The following is a 16,039-nucleotide window of genomic DNA, read 5'->3' on the forward strand; positions in this document are numbered from 1 at the left end:
CTATGTAGTTCTCATTCTAAAACTTAGTGCTTTTAAAATATGAGTTTTTAAAATCAGCTCACTTTGCTCTAAATCTGCAATGGTTCTTGCTACTTTTATGGTTTTATTGATACCTCTTTGGGAAAGATTATATGAGCTTATAGCCTTTTGTAGAATTTCATTAGCAGTAGAATCTAAAATACAATATTGCTTCATCTGCTCATCGTTTAATTTAGCATTAAATTCTTCTTGTTTTCTTTGTTTTTGAAATAAAAATCCTTTAAAAACCATTTCACTCATTTGCTTAGAAGTCAAGCTTGTTTTATCTTCATGTGAAATCTCATCCATAGCCACATAAAGATCAATTCTATCTAAAATAGGAGATGAAATTTTATTTTTGTATTTTTTAATTTCCATTTCTTGACACCGACAAGCAAGACTTTTAGAAAACAAATTACCACAAGGACAAGGATTTTGCGCACAGGCAAATAAAAATTTGGTTTCATAAATTACTTTGGTATTAACCCTTGAAATAAGAATTTTAAAATCCTCTAATGGCTCTCTCAAACTTTCTATAATTTGCTTTGAAAAATGAGGAAATTCATCAAAAAATAAAACACCACCATTTGCCAAGGCAAGCTCACCTATTTTAGCACTTTTAGCACCTCCGCCAAAAATACTTGCTCTTGTACTTGTATGGTGAGGACTTCTAAAAACCCTGCTAGCACTAAAATCATCATCTAAAGAATTTAATGACTTATAAGCATTTTGGGCTAAAATTTCTTTTAAACTTTGTGGTGGCATGATAAAAGGAAGTCTTTTAGCACACATACTTTTACCGCTACCTGGACTACCTTCAAACAAAATATTATGCATACCTAAAGCTGCTATTATACAAGCAAATTTAGCATTTTCTTGACCCTTAACCTCTTTAAAATCATAAGGGTAAATAATATTTTTAATATATTTTTGACTATTAAGTTCTATAGCATTTTCAAATAAAGGGTGTGCGTTATTTATATGATAATTCTCATAATTTTTTTCTTTAAAAAAATCCATAGCTTCAGTCAAATTTTCTAAAGAATAAATTGTTAAATTAGGTATCATTGAAGCTTTTTGTGCTATAGCTTTTGGTACCACTACTTTGGCATTTTGTATTTTTGCACTTAAAAAAAGCAAAATGGAAAACAAGCTAGCAGTACTTTTAATACTTCCATCTAATCCAAGTTCTCCAAAAACAAAAAAATCATCTAAATTTTCTTTTTGAAATAAAATCAAAATCGCAATAGCTAAATCAAAATGAGAGCCATTTTTAGGAATATCTGAAGGGCTTAAATTGATAGTGATTTTTTGTGCTGGAAAGCTAAAATTTTGACTTAGTAAAGTTGCCTTAACTCTTTCAGTGCTTTCTTTAATAGTAGAATTTGCAAGACCTACTATACTAAAACCCGGCAAACCTCTTGTGAAAGTTGATTCTACATCGATAATATCAAGTTCTGTAGAAAAACTTGCACATTTTAGTTTTTTCATTTGTTTTTTTTAGATTTTTTCTTAAAGTCTTTATCAAACTTTTGGCGCTTTAAAAAAGAAAGTTTTTCTATAAATAAATGTCCATTAAGATGATCAACTTCATGTTGAATAGCCACTGCTAAAAAATCATGTGCTTGCAAACTTTGCGGGTTACCAAATCTATCTTGATAATCAAGTTGTATATTTTTATAACGCATTACATCTTCATAAAAACCTGGTATACTTAAACAACCCTCATTACAAGAAATTTTATCATCATCCAAAGGCATTATGATGGGATTGATAATTTCTAAAAGAGTCTGCTTGTCTTCTTTTTGTTCACCTTCTTCATCACCAATATCTACAAGCAAAGCTCTAATTGGCACATCAACTTGAATAGCAGCTAAACCTACGCCCTTATTAGCCATCATTGTTTCATACATATCATCTAAAAGCATGTGTAAGTTTTTATCAAAATTTTCTACTTTTTTTGATTCTAAAAATAATCTTGGGTTAGGATAGGTAATTATTTTTCTTATCATTTTTCTTTTTCCACTATTACAAAAGGTTCTAAATTTTTACCTGAATTTTTTAGAGCTTCAATACACTTTTCTATTAATTCTTCACTTTTACTATTTTGATTAACAGCGCTTATAGCAACTTCAACATCTACTTCTATTTCTTTATCTGCTAAGAAAAAATTTGAATTTTCTAAAGATTCTAAAATTTTATTACATATTTCTTGTACTTTTTCTAAATTTGTATGAGAAATCATCATAGCAAAAATATTATTTCCACAATGTGCTACTATATCACTTGAAGAAACATTTTTACTAAAAATTCTACACACACCTTTCAAGAAAGCATTTTTTTCTTTTTGAGTATAAGTTTGCTCTAGAATTTCTTCTTTTACTCTAAAAAATATTAAGGAAGTATGATAATTATATTTTGCATTACTCTCGATGCTTTTTTCTAAATTTTCTAAAAAGTATTTTTTATTATAAACTCCAAATTTGGAATCAAAATCACTTTGTTCTTCTATATGCTTATAAGTCTGCCTAACTTCATCAAAATTCTCTTTAATCTCATCTGAATATTTATCTAAAATACTTGAAAATCTTGAAAGATCTGCTTCAAGAGCATGGATTACATTAGAAACTGCCAAATTACCTGTGCTAATTGCAAGCTCTGAGTTGCGTCTTCTTAGCATATCCTTAACCGTTTCAAGGTGTCTATAAATCATAGCAATGTATTGTAATAATGCTGAAGTAGAGTTAAAGCTTTTCTTGATTTCTTGCTCTATATTTGCACGCTTAACGCCATCATCATTGTGCTCAAATTCCATAATCTCACTAACTTTTTTCTTAAAAACTGCCGGACGCTCTTCAAGCATTTTTTGAAAATAAACCCCATAATTAGTTGGTGTTGGAGGAATATTATCTTTTACTAGCTCAGTCAAAATAGACTTTGCAAATTTTTCAAATTCACCTCCACTAATTTTTTGAATTTTTGGGGCTTCTTTGGCTGGAGTTGGATCACTACTTAAATTTAAATCAGCAAATAAATCATCATCTAACATTGCTATGTTTTTCCTTATTTAAAACTTTTTTCCAAAACCTTATCGATTAAGCCATATTCTTTAGCTTCTGTAGCACTCATAAAAAAATCTCTATCTGTATCTTTTTCTATTTTAGAAAGTTTTTGCTTAGTATTTTTAGCTAAAATATCATTTAAAATTACTTTTAATCTTAGAATTTCTTTTGCTTGAATTTCTATATCGGTTGCTTGACCTCTTGCACCACCTAGTGGTTGGTGGATCATAATTCTTGAATTTGGCAAAGCAAATCTTTTTCCTGGAGTGCCACAACTAAGCAAAAATGCGCCCATAGAAGCAGCTTGACCAATACAAATAGTACTTACATCAGCTTTAATATAATTCATTGTATCATAAATACTAAATCCGCTTGTTACAACTCCACCTGGTGAATTAATATAAAGATAAATATCTTTTTGAGGATCTTCAGCTTCTAAAAACAAAAGTTGAGCTACAATAGAAGCAGCAAGATCATCATTAATCTCGCCACTTAGCATGATAATTCTATCTTTTAAAAGTCTTGAATAAATATCATAACTTCTTTCGCCTCTGCTTGTTTTTTCAACCACATAAGGTATGTATGAACTCATTATTTTTCACTTTCTTTTTCAGTTTTCTTTTTGTCATTTTTTTTGAAAATATCAGCAAAAAGTTTTTCTTCGATTAAAGACATTTTAATGGCAGGCAATGCGCCTTGCTTTTTATAATTATCTAAATGTTCTTGCGGGTTAAAGCCATATCTATAAGCTTCAAAATAAATCGCTTGGATTAATTCCTGATCGCTTACTGTAACATTTCTAAGTTTTGCTAGCTCGTCTATAATGAAAGTTAATTTTACGCTTTTTTGCGCATCTTCTTTAAAGCTTTCTCTTTTTTCTTTGTATTTAGCCTCATCTTTAAATTCTTTTAATTCTTCTTCATTTAAATTTCTCAAAGAGCTTCTAAATTGCATATCTGTTTCTTGCTCTACTATATTTTTTGGTAAAACAAAGTCAAACTTAGCTACCAAAGCTTCTGCAAATTGATTTTTAAGTTCATCATTGATAAGTTTAAAGATTTTTTCATTTTTTAGTTGCTCTTTTAATTTTGCATCTAATTTTTCAACACTTGGTTCTTTTTCTTCAGGAAGTAAGCTTTTTAAAAGTTCTTCATTTAATTCAGGCATTTTAAGTTCTTGAATTTCATGAATTTTTACTTTAAAAACTGCATCTTTTCCTGCTAAATGCACTGCACCATACTCTTTTGGAAAAGTCACATTAATATCTTTTTCTTCACCTGCTTTTAAGCCAACCATACCTTCTTCAAATCCAGGTATAAACTGCTTTGAACCAATTTCTAAAACATAATTTTGAGCTTTTCCACCATCAAAAGCTTTACCATCAACAAAGCCTTCAAAATCAAATTTAGCAAAATCACCTTCTTTTAAAGCTCTTGCCTCTTTAATTGCTTCAGGAGTTGCAAATCTTTTTAACAATTCTTCTTTTTTTGTATCAATTTCTTTTTGAGTTACTTTTGGTGTATTATAAGTTGGAATTAGTTCTTCATATCCATCTAATTTTACTTCTGGTTTAAAAGATAACACCATTTGAGCTTCAATATTACCATCTTTTCTATCAAATTTTTCAAAATACGGCTCACCCACTAAATCTTTAGCTTCTTTTTTAACTTCTTTTAAAGCACCATCTACAGCATTTCTTAAAAGATCTTGCTCCGCATCTCTTGTAAGCTCTTTTTCGTATCTTTTAAGTATAGCAGCAACAGGAACTTTTCCTGTTCTAAAACCATCCATTTTCATAGTTTTAGACGCTTTTTTAGCTAATTTTTCAACTTCTGCTTTAATAGCTCCTTGAGCAATTTTCACAGTAGCATTTGCATTTGCAAAATCAATTAATTTTGCTGTAACTTCCATAATATTTTCCCTTTTTAAATAAATTTTTTAATAATATACCAAAATTTTCCTTATCACTTTATATAAAAATAAAAATATGTTAAAATTTTAATTTTTAATGGAGAAAAAATGCAAAAAAAATTTGAACAATCTATAAAAAATATGTTAGAAATTATTGGAGAAGATCCACAAAGAGAAGGCCTTTTAAAAACTCCCGCTAGAGTATTTAAAGCATTTGAATTTTTAAATAGCGGTTATAAACAAGATCCAAAACAAATACTTAATGATGCATTATTTGAAAGCTCAAATAATGAGATGGTTTTAGTAAGAGATATAGAATTTTATAGTCTTTGCGAGCATCATCTTTTGCCATTTTTTGGACGTGTGCATGTTGCATATATACCAGATAAAAAAGTCGTAGGGCTTAGTAAAATTCCTCGTCTTGTAGAAGTTTTTGCAAGACGCTTGCAAATTCAAGAGCAACTCACAGAGCAAATCGCAGAAGCTTTAATGGAATATGTAGGTGCAAAAGGTGTTGGGGTGGTTATTGAAGCAAGACATATGTGTGTTGAAATGCGTGGGGTGCAAAAAGCAAACTCTACTACTAGCACTTCGGCCTTAAGAGGTAGTTTTTTAAAAAGTGAAAAAACAAGAAAAGAATTTTTTACCTTAATTAACTCAGCAAAACAGGTTAGATTTTAATGGGCTTAGAAAAACTTCGTAGTAAAATTACCTCACAAAATCTTGCCAGTGTTTTTGGACAAATCACAAAAATTTCAAGCACTAGTATAGAAATAAATGGTTTAAAAACTAGCATAGGCGATATCATTAAAATAGTTTCTAGTGAAGATGAGAGCAAAGAAGCTATGGCTATGGTGGTAGAAGTGGATGAGAATTTAAGCTATTTAAGTCCCTTTGGTTTTGTTGAGGGTTTTAAAATAGGAGATCGTGCGTTCATTAATGATGCGGGGATGCAAATAGGCGTAAGCGATGAACTTTTAGGAAGAGTAGTTGATCCTTTCATGCGTCCAAAAGATGGCAAAGGGCCTATTGAAGCTAGCAAATTTATGCCCATTATGCGAGCACCTATTGATGCGATGAAACGAGGTTTAATAGAAGAAGTTTTTCCAGTAGGTGTTAAAACAATAGACGCACTTTTAACTTGTGGAGTGGGACAAAAGCTTGGAATTTTTGCAGGAAGTGGGGTTGGTAAATCAACTCTTATGGGTATGATAGTAAAAAATTCCAAAGCTCCCATTAAAGTCATAGCTTTAATCGGCGAGCGTGGTAGAGAAATTCCTGAGTTTATACAAAAAAATCTTGGTGGTAAACTTGACGATACTGTCATCATCGTTGCAACAAGCGATGATAGCGCACTGATGAGAAAGTATGGTGCATTTTGTGCTATGAGCGTGGCTGAGTACTTTAAAGAACAAGGCAAAGATGTATTGTTTATTATGGATAGTGTTACTCGTTTTGCTATGGCACAAAGAGAAATAGGCCTAGCCTTAGGTGAACCGCCTACAACTAAAGGCTATCCGCCAAGTGTTTTAAGTCTTTTACCTCAACTTATGGAGCGCACAGGAAAAGAAGAAGGTAAAGGCACTATAACAGCTTTTTTTACCGTGCTAGTTGATGGAGATGATATGAGTGATCCAATAGCTGATCAAAGCAGATCTATCCTAGATGGGCATATAGTGCTTAGTCGTGAACTCACTGACTTTGGAATTTATCCACCTATAAATATACAAAATTCAGCCTCAAGGGTTATGGGAGATATTATTAGCGATGAGCATAAGCTAGCTGCTAGAAAGTTTAAACGTTTAAATTCTTTACTTAAGGAAAATGAGGTTTTGCTTAGAATTGGTGCTTATCAAAAAGGTACCGACAAAGAACTTGACCAAGCTATTGCCAAAAAAGAATTCATGCAACAATTTTTAAGTCAAAACCCTGAAGAAAATTTTGAATTTGAAGATACTATTAATATGCTTAAGATGATTGATATGCAATAATTGGAATGATTTTTGCTTTTTTTATGACAAAAAGTCATGAAAAAAGGATGGATCATGTCAAATGTAGCATTTTTAGATCACCAACAAAGCTTAGGTTTAAAATATACTGATATTTGTCAGAATATTTTTGAAAGAGAAATCTTTACACATATGTTTTTAGAGTGCATCAGTTTTATTTTGCTAGAGGATAAAGCCAAATTAAAATACTTAAAGATTATTAATTCAAAAGAAGAGTTTATTGTTGAGTTTAAAATTAACAATCAAAAAAAATCTTTTACCATTAATGATAAAAAAAGCTTAAATACAGAATTTAGTGCTAAAAGAATGACTCAAGATGAGTATGAAAGAGAGATTGCTAGAATTTATCAAATAGAAAGATATTTAAAAACACAAAGTAACCTCCAAAATTTTTCTAGCGAAATTAGCACTACAATGAAAAACCTTTTTAAAGATATGGATGAGTTTAAAAATCATATCGATATGCTTGAAGCAAAAGAAAACACCCACAATCATTACTTATCAAAAATTTATAATATAGCTTAATATTAACCAAACTTTGCCGATAATATTACTAATCCAAACAAAAGGAGTATGTTATGGGCGAAGTTACAAACAATCAAGCAAGTTTAATGCTTAACATTGCAACTACTATGATGAAAAAAACCATAGAAGCCAATGAAAATGCAGTAATGCAGGTACTTGAAGGCGTAAATGCAAACCCTGCTCCAACTACTACTCCTGCCAATAGTTCAGGATTGCTTGACATTTACGCTTAATCTTTTCTCTTCGATTCAGAAATTTTGGCATAGCTTTTGCTTTTTGCAAAGTTAAGCAATATTTTTGAAGAGAAGAGTTATGTTTGTAAATTCTAATGTTAATCCATATCAAAATTTTGCAAATTATCCATTTGCAAAAACTGAACATACAGAAGAAAAAAAAGAAAACACTAGTATTAAAAGTGATTTACTTGATATCAAAGGTTCTAATCTAGACCATAAAGTAACCTATGCAAGCGAATTTGGTTTTAGGACAAATGAGAAAGGATTTTTTGAAAAAGATCTTAATAAAACAGCCGCAATACCGCTTGATTATGATATCAATATAAAAAGCATAAGAGAAATTTCAAAGCAGCTTATAAAGCTTGATGAGAATTTAAACTACAACAAAATAGACTTACCAAGACTTTTAAATACTTATCATAATACATTAAAAACTATCAACCATGAGTTTCAAAATAACGATAATAATTTTTTAAGCAAAGCCCAAATTTTAGAATTAAAACAAGGATATAGTTATACTTATGAAGGAAAAATTTTAAAAGTCTATGAAAATACCAAAAGTTTACAAAACGCAAAAGAAGCAAATAAAAATTTAAACACCTTAATGCTTGATAACAAAATAGGTGATTTTGCATTTAACACAAGCATTGAAAACACGGCTAGCAATCCTATCATTAGACCTTATTTAAATAAACAAGGAGAAGTTTCCAAAAGTGGTTTATTGCTAAATTACATTTATCATGATTTAAAAGAGCAAAACCTTAACAAAGCTAATTTCTTTTTATCGCCTATTGAATTAGATGTTTCTTCTAATGTAAATTTTCAAAAAATTATGAGAGGTGAAATAAGCGCACAAGATTACATTAATGAAAATAACAAAGAAAAAATGAGTTTTGATTTATATTTGTATATTAATGGAGTAGATAAAAATAATACCTCAGAAGATAAACTTTCAGTTTTTTTTCAACAATACATCAACTATCAGCATAGTATCAATATGCAAGAATTTGCAAATTCTAGTTCTATTTACACTCTCTATGGTGAGCAAATTAGTAAAGAAATTGAAATTTTAAAAGAAGATTTTAACCAAAACAACTCTAATATTGATCTTGAGAAAATCAATACTCAAAAAGAAATTTTAGATACTCAGTTTTTAGAAAATCGCAAAAAACAAGCAAGTATTAATAAAATTTTACACTCTTATTTAAATGCTATGGCTTAAACTTGTGCTAAAATAATAATAAAATTTTTATAAAAGTTAAAAACTTACTTGATTTAATATTAAATTTAATATTTTAGTGTATATTAATAAAAAAGATAAAAAATATCCTAATTAAAGGAGTATAATTTGAAAGTATATTTAGACAACAATGCAACAACACAACTTGCACCAGAAGCTTATGAGCTTATGAAACCTTTTTTTAAAGAGCATTATGGTAATCCAAATAGCCTTCATCAGTGGGGTAGTGCAACTCATCCTGCACTCAAAGAAGCAATGGATAAACTCTATATGGGACTTGGAGCAAGTGATTTAGATGATATTATCATCACATCCTGTGCTACAGAGAGTATTAATTGGGTACTAAAAGGTGTATATTTTGATAGAATTTTAAATAGCAATAAAAATGAAGTGATTATTTCTAGTGTAGAACACCCTGCAGTAATTGCAAGTGCTATGTTTTTAAAATCCTTAGGAGTTAAAGTTATAGAACTTGGTGTTGATCATGAGGGTGTTTCTAGTGTAAAAGATTTAAAAGAAGCTATTTCAGATAAAACTGCATTAGTTAGCATTATGTGGGCAAATAACGAGACTGGTATGATTTTCCCTATAGAAGAAATGGCTCAAGTTACACATGAATATGGAGCATTATTTCACACTGATGCAACTCAAGCTGTTGGGAAAATTAAAGTTAATTTCGCAAAAGCTGGGGTTGATTTTGCTTCATTTTCTGCACATAAATTTCATGGTCCAAAAGGTGTAGGTGGACTTTATATTAAAAAAGACATAGAATTAACTCCACTTTTACATGGTGGTGAACACATGGGTGGTAGAAGAAGTGGAACTTTAAATGTGCCATATATTATAGCAATGGCAGAAGCTTTAAGAATTGCAAACGCTATGCTTGATTTTGAAAACTCACACATTAGAAGATTGAGAGATAAATTAGAAGATTTAATTTTAGCTATGCCTGATACAAGTGTAGTAGGAGATAGATCAAGGAGAGTTCCTAATACAATTTTAGCTAGCATTAAAGGAGTGGAAGGCGAGGCTATGCTTTGGGATTTAAATAAAAATGGCATAGCAGCAAGTACAGGTTCTGCTTGTGCTAGTGAAGCACTTGAGAGCAATCCTATCATGGAAGCAATTGGTGCTGAAAATGATTTAGCTCACACCGCTTTAAGGCTTTCTTTATCAAGATTTAATACAGAAGATGAAATTGATTATGCAGCAGAACAAATAAAAAAAGCAACGCAAAGACTTAGAGCAATCTCAAGTACTTATGCATATAAGCCTGAAAATATTTAAAGGATAGAAAATGGCAAAAAATAATTTAATTGGTGGATCAATTTGGGATGAATATTCTCAAAAAGTACAAGATAGAATGAACAACCCGCGACATATGGGTGAATTTACACAAGAAGATGCGCAAAAAGCAAATGCAAAACTTATAGTAGCAGACTTTGGAGCTGAAAGTTGTGGCGATGCAGTAAGACTTTACTGGTTAGTAGATGAAAAAACCGATAAGATTATTGACGCGAAATTTAAAAGTTTTGGCTGTGGGACAGCAATAGCAAGTAGCGATACTATGGTTGATCTTTGTATAGGTAAGACCGTAGATGAGGCTGTAAAAATTACAAATTTAGATGTTGAGCTTGCTATGAGAGACAACCCTGAAACTCCAGCTGTGCCACCTCAAAAAATGCACTGTTCAGTCATGGCTTATGATGTTATTAAACAGGCTGCAGCGCATTATAAAGGGGTTAATCCTGAAGACTTTGAAGATCAAATCATAGTTTGTGAATGTGCTAGAGTAAGTCTTGGAACCATCAAAGAAGTGATTAAGCTAAATAATTTACATACAGTAGAAGAAATCACACAATTTACCAAAGCAGGTGCATTTTGTAAATCCTGTGTCAAACCAGGTGGACATGAGAAAAAAGATTACTATCTTGTAGATATTTTGGCTGAAACTAGGGCTGAAATGGAAAGAGAAAGATTAAAAAATCAAAACAAAACCGACATTGCTTTTGATGATATGACTATGGTTAAGCAATTAAAAGCAGTAGAAGCGGTTTTAGATAGTGATGTACGTCCAATGCTACATGGAGATGGTGGAGATTTAGAAGTAATTGATATACAAAAAAGTGAAAATAAAAATATAGATGTTTATATACGTTATCTTGGAGCTTGTAGTGGTTGCTCAAGCGGAAGTGGTGCAACCTTATATGCTATAGAAAATATTCTACAAGAAGAACTTAGTCCAAATATACGCGTTATACCTGTTTAAGCAGTTTTTTCTGCTTAAACTTTTAAATTTCAAGCCTTTTTATGTTAAAATAATACATTAATAAAAATTTTAAAAGGCTGTTTATGCAAAGACTCCAAACCTTTGTTAAAAGTGAAACTTTTCCTGGTGTTTTACTCATATTTTTTACCGTACTTGCACTAATTCTACAAAATAGTTCTTTAACGGATCAATATACCAATTTTTTAAATATTCCTTTTGGGTTTCAAGCAGGAAGTTTAGAAATTTTTAAACCTTTGCTTTTGTGGATTAACGATGGGCTTATTGCGATTTTTTTCTTTGCTATAGGACTTGAATTAAAATACGAGGTAACAAGAGGACAGCTCAACAGCATAAAAGCTATGTCTTTACCTGTATTTGCTGCACTTGGTGGCATGATAGTACCTGCTTTAATTTTTGCATTTTTTAATTACAAAGACCCTTTTGCTTTACAAGGTTGGGCCATACCAACTGCTACTGATGTTGCTTTTGCAGTAGGAATTTTAATGCTTTTAGGCAAAAAAGTACCCACTTCATTAAAATTATTCCTGCTTTCTCTAGCTATTTTTGATGATTTAGGCGCAATTATTGTGATTGCTTTGTTTTACACAAGCGAGCTTTCAGTTTTTGCTATGATTGCAGCTTTAGTATGTATTTTAGCACTTTATTTGTTAAACCATTTCCATATAACTAAAAAATCTTTTTATATCATCATAGCCATAGTATTTTGGATTAGTATGTTAAAAAGCGGGGTACATGCAACTTTAGCAGGTGTGATTACTGCTTTATTTATACCGCTTCAAACAAAGAGTGGAAAATCATTTTTAAAAGAGATTGAACATGACTTGGCTCCCTGGGTAAGTTATTTTATCTTACCTATTTTTGCTTTTGCAAACGCAGGAGTTGATTTAAAAGATATGGATCCAAGTTTTATGTTTTCATCTGTTAGTTTAGGCATAATTTTAGGTTTATTTTTAGGTAAACAAATAGGTGTATTTTTATTTTCCTATATTAGCATTAAATTAGGTTTAGCAAAACTTCCACAAAATGTTAATTTTAAGCAACTTTATGGAGTTTGCATACTCACAGGTATAGGCTTTACTATGAGCTTTTTTATTGATGGCTTAGCTTATCAAAATAGTGATATTTTCGCATATTCAGATAAACTTGCCATATTGGTTGCTTCTTTGTTAAGTGCCATAATTGGATATTTATATCTAAAAATTATTTATGGTTCAAAAAAATATGAAAATTAAAAATTTTCAAAACTATATATCACTTGAAATTTTAGGAGGATTATTGCTTTTAGGAGCAACAATCCTTGCACTTATACTAAAAAATAGTCCATATGGAGATCACTATATGGAATTTCTTAGTGTGGAAATGGGTTTAAAAGTTGGGACATGGGAACTTTTTAAGCCATCTTTATTGTGGATTAACGATGGGCTTATTGCGATTTTTTTCTTTGCTATAGGACTTGAATTAAAAAAAGAATTTATTCAAGGAGAATTCAAAACTCTTAGTAATATTACTTTACCTTTAATGGCCGCTATAGGTGGTATAGTTGTCCCTGCATTAATTTTTTGTGCCATAAATTTTAACGATACTTATGTTTTAAAAGGTTGGGCCATACCAACTGCTACTGATACTGCATTTGCCTTAGTTATACTTGCTATGCTAAAACAACGCATACCAAGCTCTTTAAAAGTTTTTTTAGTTTCTTTAGCTATTTTTGACGATGTAGGGGCTATTTTAATTATTGCAATATTCTATACTAGCGAACTCTCTACCTTAGCTTTTTTTGTTGCATTTTGTTGCATAGTAGGTTTATTTATACTTAATCGCTTAGGAAATGAAAGAAAATCCTTTTATTATATACTTGGTGCATTGCTTTGGCTTAGTGTTTTAAAAAGTGGAGTACACGCTACTTTAGCAGGTATCATTACCGCTTTATTTATCCCTGTCCATACAAAAAATAATCATACCTTGTTAGAAGAAATTGAGCATGGATTAAAATTTTGGATTGCTTTTATTATACTCCCTCTTTTTGCTTTTGCAAATGCTGGAGTAGATCTTTCTAAAATTCAAACCCATATGCTTTTTAGTGGTGTTAGTATAGGTATATTTTTAGGACTTTTCATTGGAAAACAACTAGGGGTTTTTGGATTTGCATATATGGCGATTAAATTTAAAATTGCAAAATTACCAAAAGATGCAAATTTTAAACAACTTTATGGAGTTTGTATTTTAACTGGTATTGGCTTTACAATGAGTTTTTTTATAGATGCACTTGCTTATGAAGTAAGTGATATATTTAATTTTGTTGATAATCTTGCAATATTATTAGCTTCGTTAGCTTCTGGTGTTTTCGGGTATTTTTATTTACGATTTATCAAGTGATTAAGTTAATTTTAAAGTAAATAAGGTATAATTTCATTTCTTAAAATTGAAATTGGCCCATTCGTCTAGCGGTTAGGACATCGCCCTTTCACGGCGGTAACACGAGTTCGAGTCTCGTATGGGTCACCACTTTCTAGAAATCTCAAATATAAATTATAACATGCTACAAGGAAATTTTAATCCATATATTACAAATATATCAGATAAAAAAGATCTATCAACAAAAGCTTCTAAATGGTTTTCTGAAAAATGGGGTATAGATGAAAAAGTTTATTTTGAAAGCATAGAAAGTAGTTTTAACAGCAAAACTACTCCTCAGTGGTATTTGGCTTTAGATAAAAACATTATTATAGTTGGAGCTGGGATCATACAAAATGATTTTCACAACAGAAAAGATTTAGAGCCAAATTTATGTGCTTTATATGTTGAAGAAAATTATAGAGGAAACAAAATATCTAGCCAATTATTAAAATTTATAAAAAATGATTTGAAAACAAAGAATATAAATAAATTTTACCTACTGATAGAGCTTGTAGGATTTTATGAAAAATATGGTGGAATTTTTATTGAAAATATTATAGACAATGAAGCTTACTCTTTAAGAGTTTATAAAATAGAATTTTAACTTTCTTTATTTTCTCCATCTTTAAAAGAAAATATAGGCAAACTTAAACCATAATATATTGCCAAAAGCCTTGCTATGGTTCCTACAATCAATGAAGCAAGAATTACCCATAGTTCATCAATACCTAAAATATACAATATATAATACAAAGCTCCTGTTAGTATAGCCACACCTGCATAAATTTCTTTTTGAAATACAAGTGGTATTCTAGCACACAATATATCTCTTAATATCCCACCAAATACACCCGTAATCACAGCCGAACTTACAGCTACTATAAAACCATACCCCATTTCTATTGCAATTTGTGCACCTAAGACACTAAAAACAACCAAACCTATAGCATCTAAAATCAAAAAAAGTTTTTCAAGCTTTATAACATATTTAGCAATTTTTGTTGTAATCATAGCTGCAACACAAATTAAAATCACATATTCAGGAGTTTTGATCCAAGTTAGTGGATGGTGATCAAGCAATATATCTCTAATCGAACCCCCGCCAATTGCAGTTACCAAAGCTATGAAAATCACACCAAAAAGATCCATCCTATGACGCCCTGCAGCAATGGCTCCTGTCATAGCATCAACAGTAATTCCAATAATATAAAGTATAGTTAAAAGCATAATGAGTTAAAAAACCCTTGTTTAAAACAAGGGTTAGTTTTTACTTACGATATCGATGATATTTTGAGCTACTTTTTTAGCAATAGGCTCAACAAATTCAGCAGGAGAAGTAAATCCAACACAAGAGCAGTTAATCTCACCTAAAACATATTTATCTTTACCATTTTCATCAGTATCTAAGATAAAATCTGCTGTCCAAATTAAAGGGATATCATAATTTCCAAGTTTTGAACGAATTTCAGGTAATGTTGCTAAAAACCAATCTACCAATTCTTGCCAATCTTTTGGCTCATCATATCTGTATTTTGCACCTGAAAAAAGTGTTGCAGAAAAAGCATCAGCACCTTCTGCAGGCTTTTTATGCACTACATAAATTGGGGTGTGATAAAGCATTAAAATCCTAATTTCACCTTCTTTGATACGTGGTAAAAAAGTCATATCTACAAGCATACCATTATCACCTACTATATATTGCTCGCAAAAATCCATAAATTCACCAAGTTCTCTTTCTTCTGTGTGATTATCTTTAGCTTCTGTACATTTTATTTTCGTATTTAATGGCACGCTTGTTGCACCACTTTCAAGCTCATCAATCAACCTTACACGCCAAATTCCTTCACCTGTTGAACCACGATTTTGCTTTAAAACCCTCTCGCCTTTTGCTAAAGTTTTTGGAAAACTTTCTTTAAAGGTTTTAATATCATAGTACGCATAAGTATCTTCAGGCACCAAAGCTGTTTTATTAAGCTTAGTTAATGCGTCTTTAGCACCATAGCCTATCATCGCATCAGGATGAGGCATACCTATAACGCCATTTGCACAAAGCTTTCTTAGCATATCAAAGTATTCATTTTCTTCTTTTAAATTTCCTGGGTTAATTCTAGAAACATAAGCATCGGCGTTGTTTTTTACATATTCATAAATTTCATCTTTTTTTTCTACTTCAAAAAAAATCACCTCAGCATTCCAACCTTGCTCTTTTAGGGCATTTACCATAGGCATAGTATCTTTTCTATGACCATCCTCACCTTTATCGCTACCACCTCTGACTTCAAAAAATACAATATTTTTTTTCATATTACTCCCTTTTTAAAGATATTTTATCATCATACCAAATAAGTATT

17 protein-coding genes and 1 tRNA gene are annotated in these 16,039 nt (G+C 30.8%); 11 read left to right on the top strand and 7 right to left on the bottom strand.

Annotated elements, in window-relative coordinates; all coding sequences use genetic code 11:
* Genes CORN_RS07835 through tig form a run of 5 tightly spaced genes read right to left on the bottom strand, consistent with a single transcriptional unit; the run spans position 1 to position 4,991 of the window.
* The gene (locus tag CORN_RS07835) at positions 1-1,509 is read right to left on the bottom strand and encodes a YifB family Mg chelatase-like AAA ATPase (RefSeq protein WP_066006439.1); all 1,509 of its coding nucleotides are present in this window, start codon (positions 1,507-1,509) and stop codon (positions 1-3) included.
* Positions 1,506-2,030 (bottom strand): peptide deformylase, encoded by a 525-nt coding sequence (gene def, locus CORN_RS07840; RefSeq protein WP_066006437.1) that lies wholly within the window; start codon positions 2,028-2,030, stop codon positions 1,506-1,508. Before def ends, CORN_RS07835 begins: the two co-directional genes overlap by 4 nt.
* The gene (locus tag CORN_RS07845; protein WP_066006435.1) at positions 2,027-3,067 is read right to left on the bottom strand and encodes a GGDEF domain-containing protein; all 1,041 of its coding nucleotides are present in this window, start codon (positions 3,065-3,067) and stop codon (positions 2,027-2,029) included. The genes def and CORN_RS07845 overlap by 4 nt, the downstream gene beginning before the upstream one ends.
* A gap of 14 nt (positions 3,068-3,081) precedes the next feature.
* Positions 3,082-3,672 (bottom strand): ATP-dependent Clp endopeptidase proteolytic subunit ClpP, encoded by a 591-nt coding sequence (gene clpP, locus CORN_RS07850; protein WP_066006434.1) that lies wholly within the window; start codon positions 3,670-3,672, stop codon positions 3,082-3,084.
* Positions 3,672-4,991, bottom strand: coding sequence for a trigger factor (gene tig, locus CORN_RS07855; protein ID WP_066006433.1), 1,320 nt, complete (start codon positions 4,989-4,991; stop codon positions 3,672-3,674). The genes clpP and tig overlap by 1 nt, the downstream gene beginning before the upstream one ends.
* A gap of 108 nt (positions 4,992-5,099) precedes the next feature.
* Between tig and folE the strand changes: the two genes are divergently transcribed.
* From folE to CORN_RS07910, 11 genes are all read left to right on the top strand, one after another.
* Positions 5,100-5,672: a GTP cyclohydrolase I FolE gene (gene folE / locus CORN_RS07860; RefSeq protein WP_066006431.1), complete on the top strand. Its 573-nt coding sequence runs from the start codon at positions 5,100-5,102 to the stop codon at positions 5,670-5,672.
* Entirely contained in the window at positions 5,672-6,982 is a 1,311-nt protein-coding gene (fliI, locus tag CORN_RS07865; RefSeq protein WP_066006430.1) for a flagellar protein export ATPase FliI, read from the top strand. Before folE ends, fliI begins: the two co-directional genes overlap by 1 nt.
* Positions 6,983-7,036: 54 nt before the next feature.
* Positions 7,037-7,525: a hypothetical protein gene (locus tag CORN_RS07870; protein WP_066006427.1), complete on the top strand. Its 489-nt coding sequence runs from the start codon at positions 7,037-7,039 to the stop codon at positions 7,523-7,525.
* Between the two features lie 53 nt (positions 7,526-7,578).
* On the top strand, positions 7,579-7,758 hold the full coding sequence (locus CORN_RS07875) for a putative motility protein (RefSeq protein ID WP_066006425.1): 180 nt from the start codon (positions 7,579-7,581) through the stop codon (positions 7,756-7,758).
* Positions 7,759-7,837: 79 nt separating this feature from the next.
* A complete protein-coding gene (locus CORN_RS07880; RefSeq protein WP_066006423.1) occupies positions 7,838-8,983 on the top strand; it encodes a hypothetical protein in 1,146 nt (381 codons plus the stop codon).
* A 126-nt stretch (positions 8,984-9,109) separates the two neighbouring features.
* Positions 9,110-10,288 (top strand): NifS family cysteine desulfurase, encoded by a 1,179-nt coding sequence (locus CORN_RS07885; RefSeq protein ID WP_066006421.1) that lies wholly within the window; start codon positions 9,110-9,112, stop codon positions 10,286-10,288.
* 10 nt (positions 10,289-10,298) lie between these two features.
* A complete protein-coding gene (locus tag CORN_RS07890) occupies positions 10,299-11,270 on the top strand; it encodes an iron-sulfur cluster assembly scaffold protein (protein WP_066006419.1) in 972 nt (323 codons plus the stop codon).
* Positions 11,271-11,353: 83 nt separating this feature from the next.
* Entirely contained in the window at positions 11,354-12,523 is a 1,170-nt protein-coding gene (gene nhaA, locus CORN_RS07895) for a Na+/H+ antiporter NhaA (RefSeq protein ID WP_066006417.1), read from the top strand.
* Positions 12,513-13,667, top strand: a complete 1,155-nt coding sequence (nhaA, locus tag CORN_RS07900) for a Na+/H+ antiporter NhaA (protein ID WP_066006452.1) — start codon at positions 12,513-12,515, stop codon at positions 13,665-13,667. The genes nhaA (CORN_RS07895) and nhaA (CORN_RS07900) overlap by 11 nt, the downstream gene beginning before the upstream one ends.
* Positions 13,668-13,721: 54 nt before the next feature.
* Positions 13,722-13,796, top strand: a tRNA-Glu gene (locus tag CORN_RS07905).
* Between the two features lie 31 nt (positions 13,797-13,827).
* Positions 13,828-14,292, top strand: coding sequence for a GNAT family N-acetyltransferase (locus CORN_RS07910; protein WP_094750253.1), 465 nt, complete (start codon positions 13,828-13,830; stop codon positions 14,290-14,292).
* On the opposite strand, the gene CORN_RS07915 is transcribed toward CORN_RS07910, so the two are convergent.
* Both CORN_RS07915 and CORN_RS07920 read right to left on the bottom strand, forming a co-directional pair.
* A complete protein-coding gene (locus CORN_RS07915; protein WP_066006415.1) occupies positions 14,289-14,915 on the bottom strand; it encodes a trimeric intracellular cation channel family protein in 627 nt (208 codons plus the stop codon). The two genes, CORN_RS07910 and CORN_RS07915, sit on opposite strands and share 4 nt — an antisense overlap.
* A 33-nt stretch (positions 14,916-14,948) precedes the next feature.
* Positions 14,949-15,992: a Cj0069 family protein gene (locus CORN_RS07920; protein ID WP_066006413.1), complete on the bottom strand. Its 1,044-nt coding sequence runs from the start codon at positions 15,990-15,992 to the stop codon at positions 14,949-14,951.
* Positions 15,993-16,039 lie beyond the last annotated feature (47 nt).

The sequence above is a fragment of the Campylobacter ornithocola genome, assembly GCF_013201605.1.
Classification (GTDB): Bacteria; Campylobacterota; Campylobacteria; order Campylobacterales; family Campylobacteraceae; genus Campylobacter_D; species Campylobacter_D ornithocola.